The organism is Micromonospora sp. NPDC049662 (assembly GCF_040675055.1).
Taxonomy (GTDB): Bacteria; Actinomycetota; Actinomycetes; order Mycobacteriales; family Micromonosporaceae; genus Micromonospora.
Window position 1 is genome coordinate 1 of sequence record NZ_JBFAOC010000033.1, and the last position, 13913, is coordinate 13913.

Genomic DNA, 13913 nt, shown 5'->3' on the forward strand with positions numbered 1-13913 from the left:
TCAAGAGGTTCGCGTCAGGAATCGGCCGATCGGTGACGCGAACCTCTTGATCACCGGGGCAGCGCGGCCACCGGGGCAGCGCGGCCACCGGGGCAGCGCGGCCACCGGGGCAGCGCGGCCACCGGGGCAGCGCGGCCACCGGAGGGTGGTACGTGGGTGGGGGCCGGTCGGGCGACGTCCGTCCGCAGTAGGTTGTGCGGTAACCGGGACAACTTCGCGCATCGGCCGGAATGCGTCGTGGGTGGACGGAGTTGGGAAGAAACATGACAACTGTGGGACTGATCGGCAGTGGCAACATCGGCGGCACCGTGGCCCGGCTGGCCGTGGCCGCCGGCTACGACGTGGTGCTGAGCAACTCGCGGGGGCCGGAGACGCTCACCGATCTGGTCGACGAGCTGGGCGAGCGGGCCAGCGCCGGCACGTCGCAGGACGCGGCGCAGGTCGGTGACCTGGTGGTGGTCACGGTGCCGCTCAAGGCGTACCGGGCGGTGCCCGTCCAGCCGCTGGCCGGCAAGGTCGTCATCGACACCAACAACTACTACCCGCAGCGGGACGGGAACTTCCCGGAGCTGGACTCGGGCGAGACCACCAGCAGCGAACTCCTCCAGCGGCACCTGCCGGAGTCGCGGGTGGTCAAGGTCTTCAACAACATCTACTTCACGGGCCTGGCCGCGCTCGCCCGGCCATCCGGGGCCGCCGACCGCAGCGCTCTCGCCATCGCCGGCGACGACGCTGCCGCGAAGGCCGAGGTCACGGCCTTCCTCGACCGGATCGGGTACGACGCGGTCGACGTCGGCCCGCTCGCGGAGGGCTGGCGCTACCAGCCGGACACCCCGGCGTACGGCACGCTCTACTCCGCCACCCCGACCGACTGGGAGCACCCGGCGCCGGGCGACGCCGAGAAGCTGCGCGCGGCCCTGGCCGCCGCCACCCGCTGAGCACCCGTCGCCCTCCGGTGACCGCCTACCGGGTGGCCCTCCGGAGGGCGACGGCCAGTTCGTCGTCGTAACTGGCGACCGGCTGACCGTCGACGTCGTACGCCACCAACCGACCCTGCGCCATGCTGGCCGACCGGAACGAGAACATCCGGGTACCGGGGTAGGGCGCCAGCAGGGGGATGCTGCGGGGTGCGCCGCCCGGGGCGGAGTAGTACTCCAGTCGGGCCACCCGAGGGGAGACCACACCGTTGACCCGTACCTTGGTCTTCTCCGCCCGGGTGCCGAACGTGACCGGCGCGTCGGTGGCGTAGGCCGCGCACTCGGCCGGACCCCGGCAGACGAAGAAGTACCGCGGGTTGGCCACGTCGTCGAGGGCGTACGCCTTGAACGTCGGGTCCGCCCCGGCGGGCAGCGGTTGTACGGCGAAGAAGGCGAGAGCCACGGCGGACGTGACGCCCACCCGCAGCCAGGCCCGGCGAGCGGCGGGGCGACGGCTGCCCCGGGCGGCGGCGACCGCGACACCGCCGAAGCCGGCCAGGCACAGCAGGCACGTGCCGACGGTACGGGCGTTCTCGAACAGGAACTGCACGCCCGGACGCGCCGACACCGGTCCGAGGACCGCCCCCAGCGAGACGACCATGGCGGCGAGCAGCGCCGCGCCGGCCACCCGCTGGGTGACGCCGGACGCGCCGACCAGCAGCATCGCGGCGAGCACCGGCCACACCTGGTGGTGGGTCCAGGACACCGGGGACGCGGCCACCGTGGCGCAGCCCACGAGCACGGCGGCGTGGCCGGGACGGGCCCGCGCCGCCAACTGGCGGGCGCGAAGGAGCGCCACCCCGCAGATCACCGCGACCAGAGCGGCCCACAGCACGGGCAGGGTCGCCTCGTCGACCCCGACGCGCAACAGCATCCCGTGCACCGACTGGTTGCCCAGCGAGGCCAGGTTGCCGATCCGTGAGGTCTGCCGGACGGCCTCGGTCCAGTAGATCCAACTCTCGCCGGGCAGCACGAGCGCCGCCAGCCCGGCGCAGGCCACGAAGGTCGCCGCGGCACGCCCGGCGTCGCGGTAGCGCCCGGTGGCGAGGAAGTAGACGACGAACAGCAGCGGGGTCAGCTTGATCGCCGCCGCCACCCCGACGAGCACTCCCCGCAGCCGTGGCGGAACGACGCCCATGCCGTCCAGCAGCGCCAGCAGCACGACGAAGATACTGACCTGCCCGAACCGCAGGTTGCTCTGCACCGGCGCCGAGAGCATCAGGACCGTGGCGGCCACCGCGACGACCAACGGGCGGCGGGACCGATCGGCGCTCAGCGCGACACCGACCATCGCGGCGACGGCGACGACCGCCGCGCACGTCGCGACCAGCCAGATCCCCTGGAGTACGCCCTCACCCACGAGAGTGATCGGCCCCAGCACGAGAGCGGCGAACGGCGGGTAGGTGAACGGCCCGCCGTTGGCGGCGCGGTACTCGTACAGCGGCCGGCCGGCGTGCAGATCGGACAGTGCGCCGTAGTAGATGTGCAGATCGGAGAGTCGGTCATCGCGGGTCGACACGAGCACACAGGACACCATCGCGACGACGACGAAGACCGCCCAGACCAGCGCCACGCGTCGATCCCGCACCGCCCGAGAATAGGCGAACGCGAGACAAGCCAAGGCCCCTTCGACCGCTGGCAGTCTCGCTCCACGAGTCAGGAGCATCCCTCTCCGAGCGGCAAGATCGCGCTCGATCATGGATCCAGTGGCATCCTCCCGACGCCGAGGCCACTACATCCTGGATCGAGCACGATCTTGCGACCCGCAGCACGGCCCGCAGCACAAGCAGCATCCGGCACGGGCAGCATCCGACGGCGCGGCGGGAAGAAACATCGCGTGTACAACTTGCGCGAGAGTCTCACGCACGGGACTCTGTCGGTGGGTTGCCGCCCGCTCACCGACCGTGCCTCGGAGGCGACATGCACACGCTTCGTACCGCGTCCCGCCGGCTGCTGGCCGGTGCCGGCGCGCTCCTGCTCGGCACCTCCCTCGCTGCCGCGATCCCGGCGTCGGCCGGCGCGGCCAGCGTCGGGTACGTCCGACTCGCCCACCTCTCCCCCGACACACCGGCGGTGGACGTCTACCTCGCCGCCCCCGACGCCGCGAAGCCGAGGGTCTTTCCCGGCGTCGGCTACGGCGTGGTCTCCGACTATCTCCAGTTGCCTCCGGGCCGGTACGCGGTGGCGATGCGCGAGGCCGGCACGCCCGCCAGCGAGCCGCCGGTGCTCACCACCGAGGTCGCGGTGCGAAGTGGCGGCGCGTACACGGTGGCCGGTGTCGGGCGGCACGCCGACCTGGGGCTGCGGGTGCTCACCGACGACCTGAGCGCTCCCACGCAGGGCCGGGCCAAGGTGCGCGTCGTGCAGGCGTCGGTGCGCACGCCCGTCCTCGACGTGGCCGACCCCGACGGCCCGAGGATCGCCGACGGCGTGCAGTTCGCCACCACCACCGACTACCAACAGGTCGAGCCGGGCACCTGGAAGCTGCGGCTGACCGGCGCGGGCGGTCCGAGCACCGACACCGAGGTACGGCTCACCGGCGGCGCGGTCTACTCGCTGCTGGTCCTCGACGACAAGCAGGGTGGGCTCAGCGCCGAACTGCGTCAGGACGCCGAGGGCGGCACCGTCGTACCGGCGGGTGGGGTGGAGACCGGCGCGGGTGGCACGGCCGGGCGTGGGCTCGGGGCGTACCCCCTGATGGCCGGCGCGGTGGCCGCGGCGGCCGTGGCGGCGGGCCTGCTGCTGTGGCGTCGGCGGCGGCGCACCACCTGGTGAGCATCGGGCCCGCCATCCGACGGCACCGCGACCGTCGGGCGCCGCTGGCCGCGCTGGTCGCGGCCGGCGCGGCGGTCTGCCTGGCCGCCGGCAGCGGCGTCGGGCTCGCGACGACCGGGCCGCCGCCGGTCGCGACCTGGCACCCCGGCTGCGCCGACGGCTGCCCGTCGGTGGCCGCGTCGCCGCGACCACAGGGTCCACCCACCCGGGTACGGGTGCCGCGCATCGGCGTCGACTCGGCGCTCACGGTGCTGGGCCTGGACCGCGCCGGCGCGCTCGTCCCGCCGGCCGACTTCGACACGGCCGGCTGGTACGGGGGCGGCCCCGCCCCCGGCGACACCGGTCCGGCCGTGCTCGCCGGGCACCTGGACTCGCGGCGCGGCCCGGCGGTCTTCGCCCGGCTCGACGAGCTGCGCTCCGGCGACCGCGTTCAGGTGTGGCGCGACGGGCAGTGGCTGTCGTTCCGGGTGACCGGGTCGCTGCGCACCCGCAAGGACCGGTTCCCGACGGCCACGGTCTACGGCCCGACACCCGGGCCGGAGCTGCGCCTCGTCACCTGCGGGGGCGACTTCGACCGGCGGCGCGGACACTACCGGGACAACGTGGTGGTGTTCGCGGTCCTCGACGGGTGACCAGCCCGGTCAAAGCGGACGACGTTTGCGGCGGGCGGAGGGTTTGATCGACTCGGGTTCATGGAAATCGCGGCATCCGGCGCAAGCTAACACCACGGTTTCCATGAACCCGAGTGGATCAACACCCCAGCGGCGCGGCGGCGCGGGACGGTCAGAGCGGGCGACGGCCGGCGAAGCCGCACTCGGCGCGGTGGTACCACCGCACGTCGGAGTCGCCCTCCAGCCAGCACCAGAGCACGGCGCGGCCCTCGCGCTCGCCCGGGAAGTCGAGCAGCACCGGCGCGATGCCCTTGACCTGAATCTCGTGCTGGTGCAGCTCGTCGACGACGGCGTGCAGCCGGGCCTCCAGCCCCTTGACCTCGGCCAGCCCACCGAGCGCGCTGACCCCGTGGTCGGCCAGGTCGACGCGCAACTCGGCCAGGTCGGCGCGGACACGGATCAGCTCGTCGACACGCGGCTGCAGGGTGGCCACCAGGTGCCGGGCCTGGGCGAGAGTGAACACGCCGCCAGTATGCGCCACCTACCGCGCCGCAGTGACCCCGCTCGGCGTGGTCAGTCGGCCTGGGCGGCCAGCTCGCGGGCGCGGTCCCGGGCCGCCTCCAGCGCGGCGAGCAGCGCCGCGCGGACGCCGTGCTTCTCCAGCTCACGGATCGCCGAGATGGTGGTGCCGGCGGGCGAGGTGACCGCCTCACGCAGCTTGACCGGGTGCTCGCCGGAGTCGCGCAGCATCACGGCGGACCCGATGGCGGTCTGCACGATCAGCTCGTGCGCCACCTGGCGCGGCAGACCGAGCAGGATCCCGGCGTCGATCATGGCTTCCACCAGCAGGTAGAAGTAGGCCGGTCCGGAGCCGGAGAGCGCGGTGACCGCGTCCTGCTGCGACTCGGGCACCCGGATGGTCTGACCGAGGGGCTTGAACATCTCCTCGGCGAGGCTCAGATGCGCCCCGGTGGCGTACGCGCCGGCGGAGATGGCCGTCATCGCCTGGTCGACCAGCGCCGGCGTGTTGGTCATGACCCGGACCACGGGGGTGCCGTCGGGCAGCCGACGGTTGAAGAAGCTGGTGGGCAGCCCGGCGCAGAGCGAGATGACCAGCTTGTCGGCGGGCACCTTCGGACCGATCTCGTCCAGCAGCGCTGCGGCGTCCTGGGGCTTGACCGAGACGGCGAGCACGCCGGCCTCTTCCACCGCGGTGAGGTTGTCCACCACCCGGACGCCGTAGCGGTCGGACAGCTCCTGCGCGCGGTCCGGTCGGCGCGCCGTGGCGAGCAGCCGCTCCACCGGCCATCCGGAGCGCAGCAGCCCGGAGAGCATCAGCTCGCCGATCTTGCCCGCGCCGATCACCGCAACCGTGTGCCCGCTCACCACGCCTCCTCGTCGGTCGACTGCTACGGGTCGACTGTTAGCAAGGGCCCCCTGCTATACGCCACGCGTTAAGAGGGGGCCCTTCCTTACACCTCAGCTGCCGAAGAAGACCTCGGCCTCCTGGTACCGCTCCAGCGGCACGGTCTTCAGCTCGCGGGTGGCCTCGGCGAGGGGCACCCGGACGATGTCGGTGCTCTGCATCGCGACCATCTTGCCCCAGTCGCCGTCGTTGGCGGCGTCGATGGCCTGCAGGCCGAGGCGGGTGGCGAGGACCCGGTCGAAGGCGGTCGGGGTGCCACCGCGCTGGATGTGACCCAGCACCACGGTGCGGGCCTCCTTGCCGGTCTTGGCCTCCAGCTGCTCGGCGAGCCACTGGCCGATGCCGCCGAGGCGGACGTGGCCGAACGCGTCCAGCTCCTGGTTGTGCAGCACCATCTGGCCGTCGAGCGGCTGGGCGCCCTCGGCGACCACGACGATCGGGGCGTACTGGTGCTGGAAGCGCTTCTCGACGTAGCCGGCGACCTGCTCGACGTCGAACTGCCGCTCGGGCAGCAGGATCACGTTGGCGCCACCGGCCAGGCCGGCGTGCAGGGCGATCCAGCCGGCGTGCCGGCCCATGACCTCGACGACCAGGGTGCGGTGGTGGCTCTCCGCGGTGGTGTGCAGGCGGTCGATGGCCTCCATCGCGATGTTGACGGCGGTGTCGAAGCCGAAGGTGTAGTCGGTGGCACCGAGGTCGTTGTCGATCGTCTTCGGCACGCCGATGACGTTCACGCCCAGCTCGTGCAGCTTGGTGGCCACGCCGAGGGTGTCCTCGCCGCCGATCGCGATCAGCGCGTCCACGCCCTGCTCGGCGAGGTTGTCCTTGATCCGCTCGACGCCGTTCTCGATCTTGAACGGGTTGGTCCGGGACGAGCCGAGGATGGTGCCGCCCCGGGGCAGGATGCCGCGCACGTCGGCGATGCCGAGCGGGCGGGACAGACCCTCCAGCGGGCCCTTCCAGCCGTCCCGGAAGCCCACGAACTCGTGACCGTAAGTGGCGACGCCCTTGCGGACCACCGCCCGGATGACCGCGTTGAGACCCGGGCAGTCGCCGCCGCCGGTGAGCACGCCGATACGCATGATCCGCTCATCCTCCTGGAGCATCAGGTAAAGCCCGATATGCCCCAGGGTATGTGTCAGGTCAGACCATCGGCGCCGTTGCCGGCCCGGGGCGGGCCGTCACTGCGCACTGTAGTCGGCCTGCGCGCGCGACGACAGCGCGCCCCGGGGGGCGGCGGCTCAGTAGGTCACCTCACGGTTCTCGCTGGGTGACGGCGGACGGCCGGTGACGGCGGCCTTGGCGAAGCCGAGGAGGTTGACCACGGTGCTGCTCGGCGAGTCCCAGTACTCGGCGGAGCTGGCGTGCACCTTGATCAGGGTCAGGCCGGGAGTGTCCAGCCCGTCCGGGAACCAGGTCTTGAGCAGCGGGTTCCAGAGCCGCTTCGCGCGCTCGGTGTCGGAACTCTCACTGGCGGTCCCCGAGACCGAGACCCAGGAGTTGTGCCTCTGGTCGGAGAAGGCGACGTTGACCTCCGGATTCACCCGGATCTGACGCAGTTTGGCCGAGTCGGTGTAGGCGAAGAACCAGAGGTCCCCGTCGAACTCGGCCTCCTGCAGCCCCATCGGCCGGCTCACCTGCCGCCCGTCCAGTGCGATGGTGGTGAGCATGCAGATCCGTGCGGCGCGGATCAGTTCGGTGACCCGCGCCCGGGCGTCGGCGACGCTGGTCGGATCGTTGCTCATGGCAATCTCCCTCGGCTCGGCTGACGAACCGTTGCCCGGGACAGAACCGGTCAAACCTACAGACGTATGACCATCGCTCAGCGCGCCGTCATCGCCCGCCAGCGGGCCAGGTTGTGCCGGGCGTCGACCAGGGCGTCGTGCCGGGCCGCGTCCGCGTCCGGCAGCGCCGGCCGGCCCCGGTCGTCCCAGAGCTGCCGCAGATCCTTCGTGAACCGGGGAATCTCCCGGGGCAGCGCCGGCATCGCACCCCAGAGCTGGGCGAGGACCACATGGTCGTACGCCGCGTACCAGGCCCACAGCTCCAACTGCTCGGCCGGCCGGTCCCGGACGGGCTCCATGAGGAAGTCGTACAGGTCGTCGCGGATGCGCTCCCGCGAGCGCCAGGCCCGGTCGGCCGGCGACGGCAGCCGGTCCAGCACGTTACGTCGGACCCAGGGCACGGCTCGGGAGTCGTCGAACTCGGTGGAGACCGCGTAGAACTCGCGGCCGTTCTCGTCGACGACACCGATCGAGACGAGGTCGACGATCCGGCCGTCCTCGATGAACTCGCAGTCGTAGAAGTAGCGGTAGACCATTCCGGACATCCTCACCCACCGCCGTCCGTCGGCGCGCGGCGGGGCCGGGTCCGAGCCCGGCCGGCCCGCCGTGGGCCGGCCGCGACCCGGCCGCCGACGCCGCTCCGGCGAAGCCCCAGGGGGTACGCCGCAGCTCGCGACGGTCACGGAAGTGCTTCGAGGGGTGTACAGCAAGCGACCGGACCGTCATGATCTGATGTGTACCGCTACCGGATGCCGAACCGGTGTCAGTTCACCTCGTCAGGGCCATCAGGTTCACCCGGTGAGCGATTGTGTGGTCCATGACCGGGGAGGGGTTGGGCCGTGGAGATGCGCCTGCCGGAGCCGGGTGACGCGCTCACGGGTGTCGAGATGTTCGCTGGCCTGGAGCCCGAGGTGCGGCAGCGGGTCATCGCGGCCGCCGTTCCGCGCACCTACCGCAAGGGTCAGCTGCTGTTCGTCGAGAACGACCCGGGCGAGTCGCTCATCGTGCTGCGCCGGGGCGCGGTCGCCGTGTTCCGCACCGCGCCGACCGGCGAGCGGGCGGTGCTGTCGGTGATCCGTCCGCCGGACGTGCTGGGCGAGGTCTCCCTGCTGGACGCCTCCACCCGCTCCGCGTCGGCCGAGGCCATCGAGGACTGCGCGGCGCTCGCGCTCTCCCGGGGCGCGTTCATGGAGCTGGTGCACTCCAACCCACGCATCCTGGACGCGGTGATGCGGTCGCTGGGCGGGTTGATCCGCCGGCTCACCGAGCAGAACGCCGACCACGTCTTCCTCGACCTGCCGGGTCGGGTCGCCAAGACGCTGGTCCGGTTGGCCGGCGAGAGCCAGGCCCCGATGATCACCATCGAGTTGAACCAGAGCCAGTTGGCGGAGATGGCCGGCGGTTCCCGGCAGAGCGTCAACCAGGCCATCGGTTCCTTCGCCAGCCGCGGCTGGCTGCGGACCGAGGGGCGCCGGATCGTCGTCACGGACGTCGCCGCGCTGCGCCGTCGGGCGGGCATGAACGACCGCTGAGCTGCCCACCGCCCCGAACGCGGGGTTCATACATCCGCAACGGCCGGGCCGCCCACGGGCGGCCCGGCCGTTGCGCTGTGTCACCGAAGTGCGGTTCAGACTCCGGGGCTGCCCGGGCCGGCCCACTTGTTCGGGCCCTTGCTGTCGCCGCCCGAGCCGGTGGACTGCTCGCTGACGATCCCCTCGGCCTGCAGCGTGGCGAGCGTGGCGGCGTCGACGTCCACGGACTCGCCCGCCGAGTGACTGACGCCCTTGCCGTCGGTCCAGTCACTCTCCAGCTTTACGTACACCATTGACCTGTCCCCCTCTGGTCGCTGATCGAAGATGTGGCGGACTGAATGTAGTCGCTCAGGCCGTTGGTGGACTGTCCACAAACCAACAGGCCGGTACCCGACAAGCCCTTCCGGGGGCGATACTCCTTGCGGGCGGCGGCGCTGGGGGCGTGGCCGGTATCGCCAGTGGAGGGTGTGTCATCGCCGCGCAGTGTGGGCGCTGTGGACGCACGGCCGCCGACGGGGACCGCTTCTGCGGTGGCTGCGGCGCCGAGCTGGGTGCTGTCTGCCCGCACTGCCTTCGTCCGCTCGCCTCGGACGTCGCGTTCTGCACCTCGTGCGGGTCGCCCCGGCCGGGCACGGACCGGACCGCCACGGTCACCCCGCAGGAGGACCGCCGGCGGGTGAGCGTGCTCTTCGTCGACCTCATCGACTTCACCCCGTACGTCGAGCGCGCCGACCCGGAGCAGGTCCGCGGCATGCAGACGGGCTTCTTCTCGGCGGCCCGCCGGGTGGTCGGCCAGTACGGCGGGGTGGTGGAGAAGTACATCGGTGACGCGGTGATGGCGCTCTTCGGCGCGCCGATCGCCACCGAGACCGACGCGCTGCGCTGCGTACGGGCGGGGCTGGAGCTGCAACGGGTGCTCACTCGGTTCGCGCCGACGGGCAGCACCGAGATGCGCTTCCGGGTGGGGGTGGCCACCGGTGAGGCCCTCGTCGACGTGGCCGCCGCCCGCGACGGTGGGCAGGCCATCGTGGCCGGTGACGTGGTGAACACCGCCTCGCGGATGCAGTCGGTCGCGCCGCCCGGCGGGGTGCTGGTCTGCGGCACCACGCACGCCCTGACCAAGGACGCGATCCGCTACGAGGAGCAGCCCCCGGTCACCCTGCGCGGGCGCTCCTCACCCACCGAGGTGTGGCTCGCCCTGTCCCCGCTGCGCCGTCAGCCCACCGACCGGGAGCCGGACACCACGCCCCTGGTGGACCGCGAGCACGAGCTGGGGATGCTGGTCAACGCCCTGCACCGGTCGCTGCGCGACCGGCTGCCCCAGGTGGTGACGATCTTCGGCCGGGCCGGAATCGGCAAGAGCCGGCTGCTGCGCGAGCTGTACCGGCACACCGGCCGGCTGGTGGACGAGCCGCTGACGTGGCGGACGGGACGCTGCCCGCCGTTCGGTGAGAACGTCACGTTCGCCGCGCTCGCCGACATCGTCAAGTCCGAGGCCGGCATCCTGGACACCGACCCGGCCGCCAGCGCGGCCCAGCGGCTGGGCACCGCGGTCGGGGAGCTGATCGGGCCGGGTGAGCGCGACCGGGTCGTCGACGCGCTGCGTCCGCTGGTCGGACTGCCCGGCACGCCGCTGCCGGCGGAGGAGGCGGAGTCGGCGTGGCGGCGGTTCCTGCTGGCGTTGGCGGCCCGCCGCCCCACCGTGTTGGTCTTCGAGGACCTGCACTGGGCCGACGACGCGATGCTGCGCTTCGTGGAACTGCTCGGGGCGGCGGCTCGTGAGGTGCCCCTCCTGCTGCTGTGCACCGCCCGTCCGGAGCTGGTCGACCGGGATCCGAGCTGGGCCGGGACGATCACGGGTTCGGTGACCATCACCCTGCCGCCGCTGCGCGACACCGGCATCGCCGCCCTGTACGCGCACCTCTTCGGCCAGGCGGCGTTCTCCGCCGAGATGCTGACGCCGCTCATCGAGGTGGCCGGCGGCAACCCCCTCTACGCGCACGAGTACGTCCGGATGCTGATCGAGCAGGGCGCGCTGCGCCAGTCGGGGCGGGGCTGGTCGCTGGACAAGCAGCTCGAACTGACCATGCCGGAGAGCGTGCACTCGGTCATCGCCAACCGGGTGGACCTGCTGGACGCCAAGGACCGGGCGGTGCTGCTCGCCGCCTCGGTGGTCGGGGTGCAGTTCTGGCCGGGCGCGGTGGCCGCCGCGCTGGGGCAGCCGGTCGAGTCGGTCGAGCGCGCGTTGCGCCGCCTCGAACAGCGCGACTTCGTGCACGAGCAGGCCGCGTCGACGATGGCCGGGCAGGCCGAGTTCCGGTTCCGGCACGTGCTGGTCCGCGACGTCTGCTACCAGCGGCTGCCCCGAACCGAGCGGGTGGCACGGCACGAGCGGGCCGCGGACTGGCTCGACGCGCTGTCGCAGAGCCGCGACACCGACCTGGCCGAGGTCCTCGCCCACCACCGCTGGGCGGCCCACGAGATCGCGCGGTCCCTCGGCATGCAGATGCAGCGGTACGCGGGGCCCGCGCGACAGGCGCTGCACCGGGCGGCCCGCCGGGCGTACGCCCTGCACGGGCTGGAGGCGGCGGCGAGCCACGCCGGCCGGGCGCTCGGCCTGGCCGACGACAGCGACCCGGTGGGCCGGCTGCAACTGGAGCTGCTGAGCACGGAGATCTCGTTCTACCGGGACGGCAACGCGTTCCTCTCCGGCGGCGGGCCGGAGCAGGTGCACGCGCTGGCCGACCGGCTGGCGGCGCACGGTGACGACGCGTGCGCCGCGCGGGCGTGGACGCTGCTCGGCCAGGCGGCTTGGCTGCGCGCCGACCGGGGTGAGGCGTTGGCCTGCCTGGATCGCGCGGTCCAACTGTTCGAACAGCTACCGGACAGCCCGCAGAAGGCCGACGCGTACGCCGAGCTGGGCCGCCTGCACATGCTCAACTACGAGCGCGACCCGGCGGTGTCGGCGGCGGACACCGCGGCGGAGATCGCCGAGCGGCTGGGCCTGACCGAGGCGCGGACCAACGCGCGGATCACCGCGGCCACCGCCCGCTACCAGGCCGGCGACCGGATCGGCCTGGACGAGTTGCACGCCATCGTCGAGTTCAGCCGGGCCGGTCAGCTGCTCGCGCTGCCCCGGGCCACCCAGAACCTGGCCTGGGCCATCCGCGAGGAGGGCGACTGGCTGCGCTCGAACGCCCTGCTCTCGGCCGCTCCGGCGCGCACGGCCAGCGGGCAGACGCTGACCACCAGCTATTCGGCCGAGGCGATGCGGGCCTGGTTCGAGGGTGACTTCGGCCGGCTGCTGGCCGCGGCGGAGGCGTTCGTGGACACGCCGACCGGTAGCTGGGACATGCAGGTGCGGGGGCTGCGGTGCTGCCTGCTCGTGCTGCGCGACGACGAGGACCCGGCCGACCTGGGGCACGCGCTGGCCACCGCCCGGCGCAGCGGCTTCCACCGGCTGCGCTGGACGATGCTGGGCATGGCCGCGCTGTGTCGGGCGTTGCAGGAGCGCCACGCCGAGGCTGCGGAGCTGATCGACGAACTGGAACGGTCCTGGTCGGCGGTGCCGGCGCTGGCCAGCGGGGAGTGGATCGCCGCGGCCGCGTACGCCGGCGCCCTGGCCGGCCGGGACGCCGCGGTGCAGGTCCGGGCGATGCTGGACCGGGTCGGACATCGGACGCCGTGGTCGGAGGCGGCGTTGCGGACGGTGACAGCGGCGGTGGCGGCGGCCGACGGCGACCACCGGCGCGCGGCCGAGCTGCACCTGGCCGCGGCCGAGACGTACGGGCGGATCCCGGACGCGAGCGACCGGGTGCTGGCGCTGGCGCTGGCGGCCGCGGAGCTGACCCGGGCGGGTGACCCGGCCGGCGCGCGGGCGCCCCGCGCCGAGGTGCGCACCTTCGCCCTGCGCAACGACGCGCCGGGCCTGCTGGCGCTGACCGGGCGGCCGATCAGCCCGACCGGACCGGCGGTCGCCTGCTGAGAGTCAGGCGGCCACCGGCGTCTTGAGCTTCTGCGCGTAGATGTCGACGTACTCGCGGCCGGAGAGCTCCATCACCTCGTACATGATCTCGTCGGTGACCGCGCGCTCGACGAACCGGTCACCGGCCAGGCCCGCGTAGCGGGAGAAGTCCAGGGGCGCGCCGAAGCGGACCCGCACCTGGCCGATCCGGGGCAGCAACCGGCCGGGCGGCTGGAGCTCGTCGGCGTTGAGCATCGCCACCGGGACCACCACCGCGCCGCTCTCCAGGGCCAGCCGGGCCACCCCGGTCTTGCCCCGGTAGAGCCGCCCGTCCGGGGAACGGGTGCCCTCGGGGTAGATGCCGGCCACCCCCTGGGCGCGCAGCACCCGCAACTGGGTGTCCAGCGCGGCGCGGGCGGCCTGGCCGCCGGAGCGGTCCACCGGGATGGTGCCGGTGCCGACGAAGAACATCTTCGTCAACCAGCCCTTGATCCCCTTGCCGGTGAAGTACTCGGCCTTGGCCACGAAGGTGACCCTCCGCGAGACGATCAACGGGATGAAGATCGAGTCGAAAAAGGAGAGGTGATTGCTGGCCAGGATCACCGGGCCGGTCGCCGGCACGTGGCGCAGCCCCTCCACCCGCGGGCGGAAGATCAACTTGAGCAGCGGACCGAGGATCACGTGCTTCAACAGCCAGTAGAGCACCGGCGTCCTTTCCGAGGGGGGCGCGACAGCGCTGGCCGTCATCCCCGTGGAGCCTACGAAGCGAGCGCTCTCACCACAACGGACGGACGCTCACCACCACGACGCGGCGGACGCGCTCCCCCACGACGGTCTCCAAGGC

The 13913-nt window shown here is 72.8% G+C and carries 13 protein-coding genes; 5 read left to right on the forward strand and 8 right to left on the reverse strand.

Translation table 11 applies throughout. The annotated features are described in order from the left end of the window. Window positions 1-263: 263 nt before the first annotated feature. Window positions 264-938, forward strand: a complete 675-nt coding sequence (locus tag AB0J36_RS22665; protein WP_357395371.1) for an NADPH-dependent F420 reductase — start codon at window positions 264-266, stop codon at window positions 936-938. A gap of 25 nt (window positions 939-963) precedes the next feature. On the opposite strand, the gene AB0J36_RS22670 is transcribed toward AB0J36_RS22665, so the two are convergent. Continuing rightward, on the reverse strand, window positions 964-2565 hold the full coding sequence (locus AB0J36_RS22670; protein WP_357395376.1) for a glycosyltransferase 87 family protein: 1602 nt from the start codon (window positions 2563-2565) through the stop codon (window positions 964-966). Window positions 2566-2897: 332 nt separating this feature from the next. Between AB0J36_RS22670 and AB0J36_RS22675 the strand changes: the two genes are divergently transcribed. Together AB0J36_RS22675 and AB0J36_RS22680 are read left to right on the forward strand one after the other, a co-directional pair. Continuing rightward, on the forward strand, window positions 2898-3752 hold the full coding sequence (locus AB0J36_RS22675) for a DUF4397 domain-containing protein (protein WP_357395379.1): 855 nt from the start codon (window positions 2898-2900) through the stop codon (window positions 3750-3752). Beyond that, the gene (locus tag AB0J36_RS22680; RefSeq protein WP_357126830.1) at window positions 3749-4384 is read left to right on the forward strand and encodes a class F sortase; all 636 of its coding nucleotides are present in this window, start codon (window positions 3749-3751) and stop codon (window positions 4382-4384) included. Before AB0J36_RS22675 ends, AB0J36_RS22680 begins: the two co-directional genes overlap by 4 nt. Before the next feature lie 151 nt (window positions 4385-4535). Here AB0J36_RS22680 and AB0J36_RS22685 read toward each other — a convergent pair whose 3' ends face one another. From AB0J36_RS22685 to AB0J36_RS22705, 5 genes are all read right to left on the reverse strand, one after another. Further along, window positions 4536-4886 carry a DUF2203 domain-containing protein gene (locus AB0J36_RS22685; RefSeq protein WP_355049422.1) on the reverse strand — a complete coding sequence of 117 codons (351 nt, stop codon included), beginning with the start codon at window positions 4884-4886 and terminating at the stop codon, window positions 4536-4538. A 50-nt stretch (window positions 4887-4936) separates the two neighbouring features. Then, window positions 4937-5749: a pyrroline-5-carboxylate reductase gene (proC, locus tag AB0J36_RS22690; RefSeq protein WP_357395387.1), complete on the reverse strand. Its 813-nt coding sequence runs from the start codon at window positions 5747-5749 to the stop codon at window positions 4937-4939. Between the two features lie 93 nt (window positions 5750-5842). Beyond that, a complete protein-coding gene (locus tag AB0J36_RS22695; RefSeq protein WP_355049614.1) occupies window positions 5843-6871 on the reverse strand; it encodes a 6-phosphofructokinase in 1029 nt (342 codons plus the stop codon). Between the two features lie 159 nt (window positions 6872-7030). Further along, window positions 7031-7534, reverse strand: coding sequence for a pyridoxamine 5'-phosphate oxidase family protein (locus AB0J36_RS22700; protein WP_363661084.1), 504 nt, complete (start codon window positions 7532-7534; stop codon window positions 7031-7033). A gap of 77 nt (window positions 7535-7611) precedes the next feature. After that, window positions 7612-8109: a polyadenylate-specific 3'-exoribonuclease AS gene (locus tag AB0J36_RS22705; RefSeq protein WP_357127315.1), complete on the reverse strand. Its 498-nt coding sequence runs from the start codon at window positions 8107-8109 to the stop codon at window positions 7612-7614. A gap of 303 nt (window positions 8110-8412) precedes the next feature. Here AB0J36_RS22705 and AB0J36_RS22710 point away from each other — a divergent pair, with 303 nt between their 5' ends. Further along, window positions 8413-9105, forward strand: coding sequence for a Crp/Fnr family transcriptional regulator (locus tag AB0J36_RS22710; RefSeq protein ID WP_007463121.1), 693 nt, complete (start codon window positions 8413-8415; stop codon window positions 9103-9105). 95 nt (window positions 9106-9200) lie between these two features. Here the strand turns inward: AB0J36_RS22710 and AB0J36_RS22715 are convergent, their stop codons facing one another. Further along, entirely contained in the window at window positions 9201-9398 is a 198-nt protein-coding gene (locus AB0J36_RS22715) for a hypothetical protein (protein ID WP_357126810.1), read from the reverse strand. A gap of 149 nt (window positions 9399-9547) precedes the next feature. Here AB0J36_RS22715 and AB0J36_RS22720 point away from each other — a divergent pair, with 149 nt between their 5' ends. Next, on the forward strand, window positions 9548-13090 hold the full coding sequence (locus AB0J36_RS22720) for an adenylate/guanylate cyclase domain-containing protein (RefSeq protein ID WP_363661085.1): 3543 nt from the start codon (window positions 9548-9550) through the stop codon (window positions 13088-13090). Window positions 13091-13093: 3 nt separating this feature from the next. Here the strand turns inward: AB0J36_RS22720 and AB0J36_RS22725 are convergent, their stop codons facing one another. Then, window positions 13094-13774, reverse strand: a complete 681-nt coding sequence (locus tag AB0J36_RS22725; RefSeq protein ID WP_357127312.1) for a lysophospholipid acyltransferase family protein — start codon at window positions 13772-13774, stop codon at window positions 13094-13096. Window positions 13775-13913: the final 139 nt, after the last annotated feature.

Coding starts and splice junctions, on each gene's coding strand:
- AB0J36_RS22665 (WP_357395371.1), top strand. CDS start 264: ATGACAACTGTGGGACTGATCGGCAGTGGCAACATCGGCGGCACCGTG.
- AB0J36_RS22675 (WP_357395379.1), top strand. CDS start 2,898: ATGCACACGCTTCGTACCGCGTCCCGCCGGCTGCTGGCCGGTGCCGGC.
- AB0J36_RS22695 (WP_355049614.1), bottom strand. CDS start 6,871: ATGCGTATCGGCGTGCTCACCGGCGGCGGCGACTGCCCGGGTCTCAAC.
- AB0J36_RS22700 (WP_363661084.1), bottom strand. CDS start 7,534: ATGAGCAACGATCCGACCAGCGTCGCCGACGCCCGGGCGCGGGTCACC.
- AB0J36_RS22705 (WP_357127315.1), bottom strand. CDS start 8,109: ATGGTCTACCGCTACTTCTACGACTGCGAGTTCATCGAGGACGGCCGG.
- AB0J36_RS22715 (WP_357126810.1), bottom strand. CDS start 9,398: ATGGTGTACGTAAAGCTGGAGAGTGACTGGACCGACGGCAAGGGCGTC.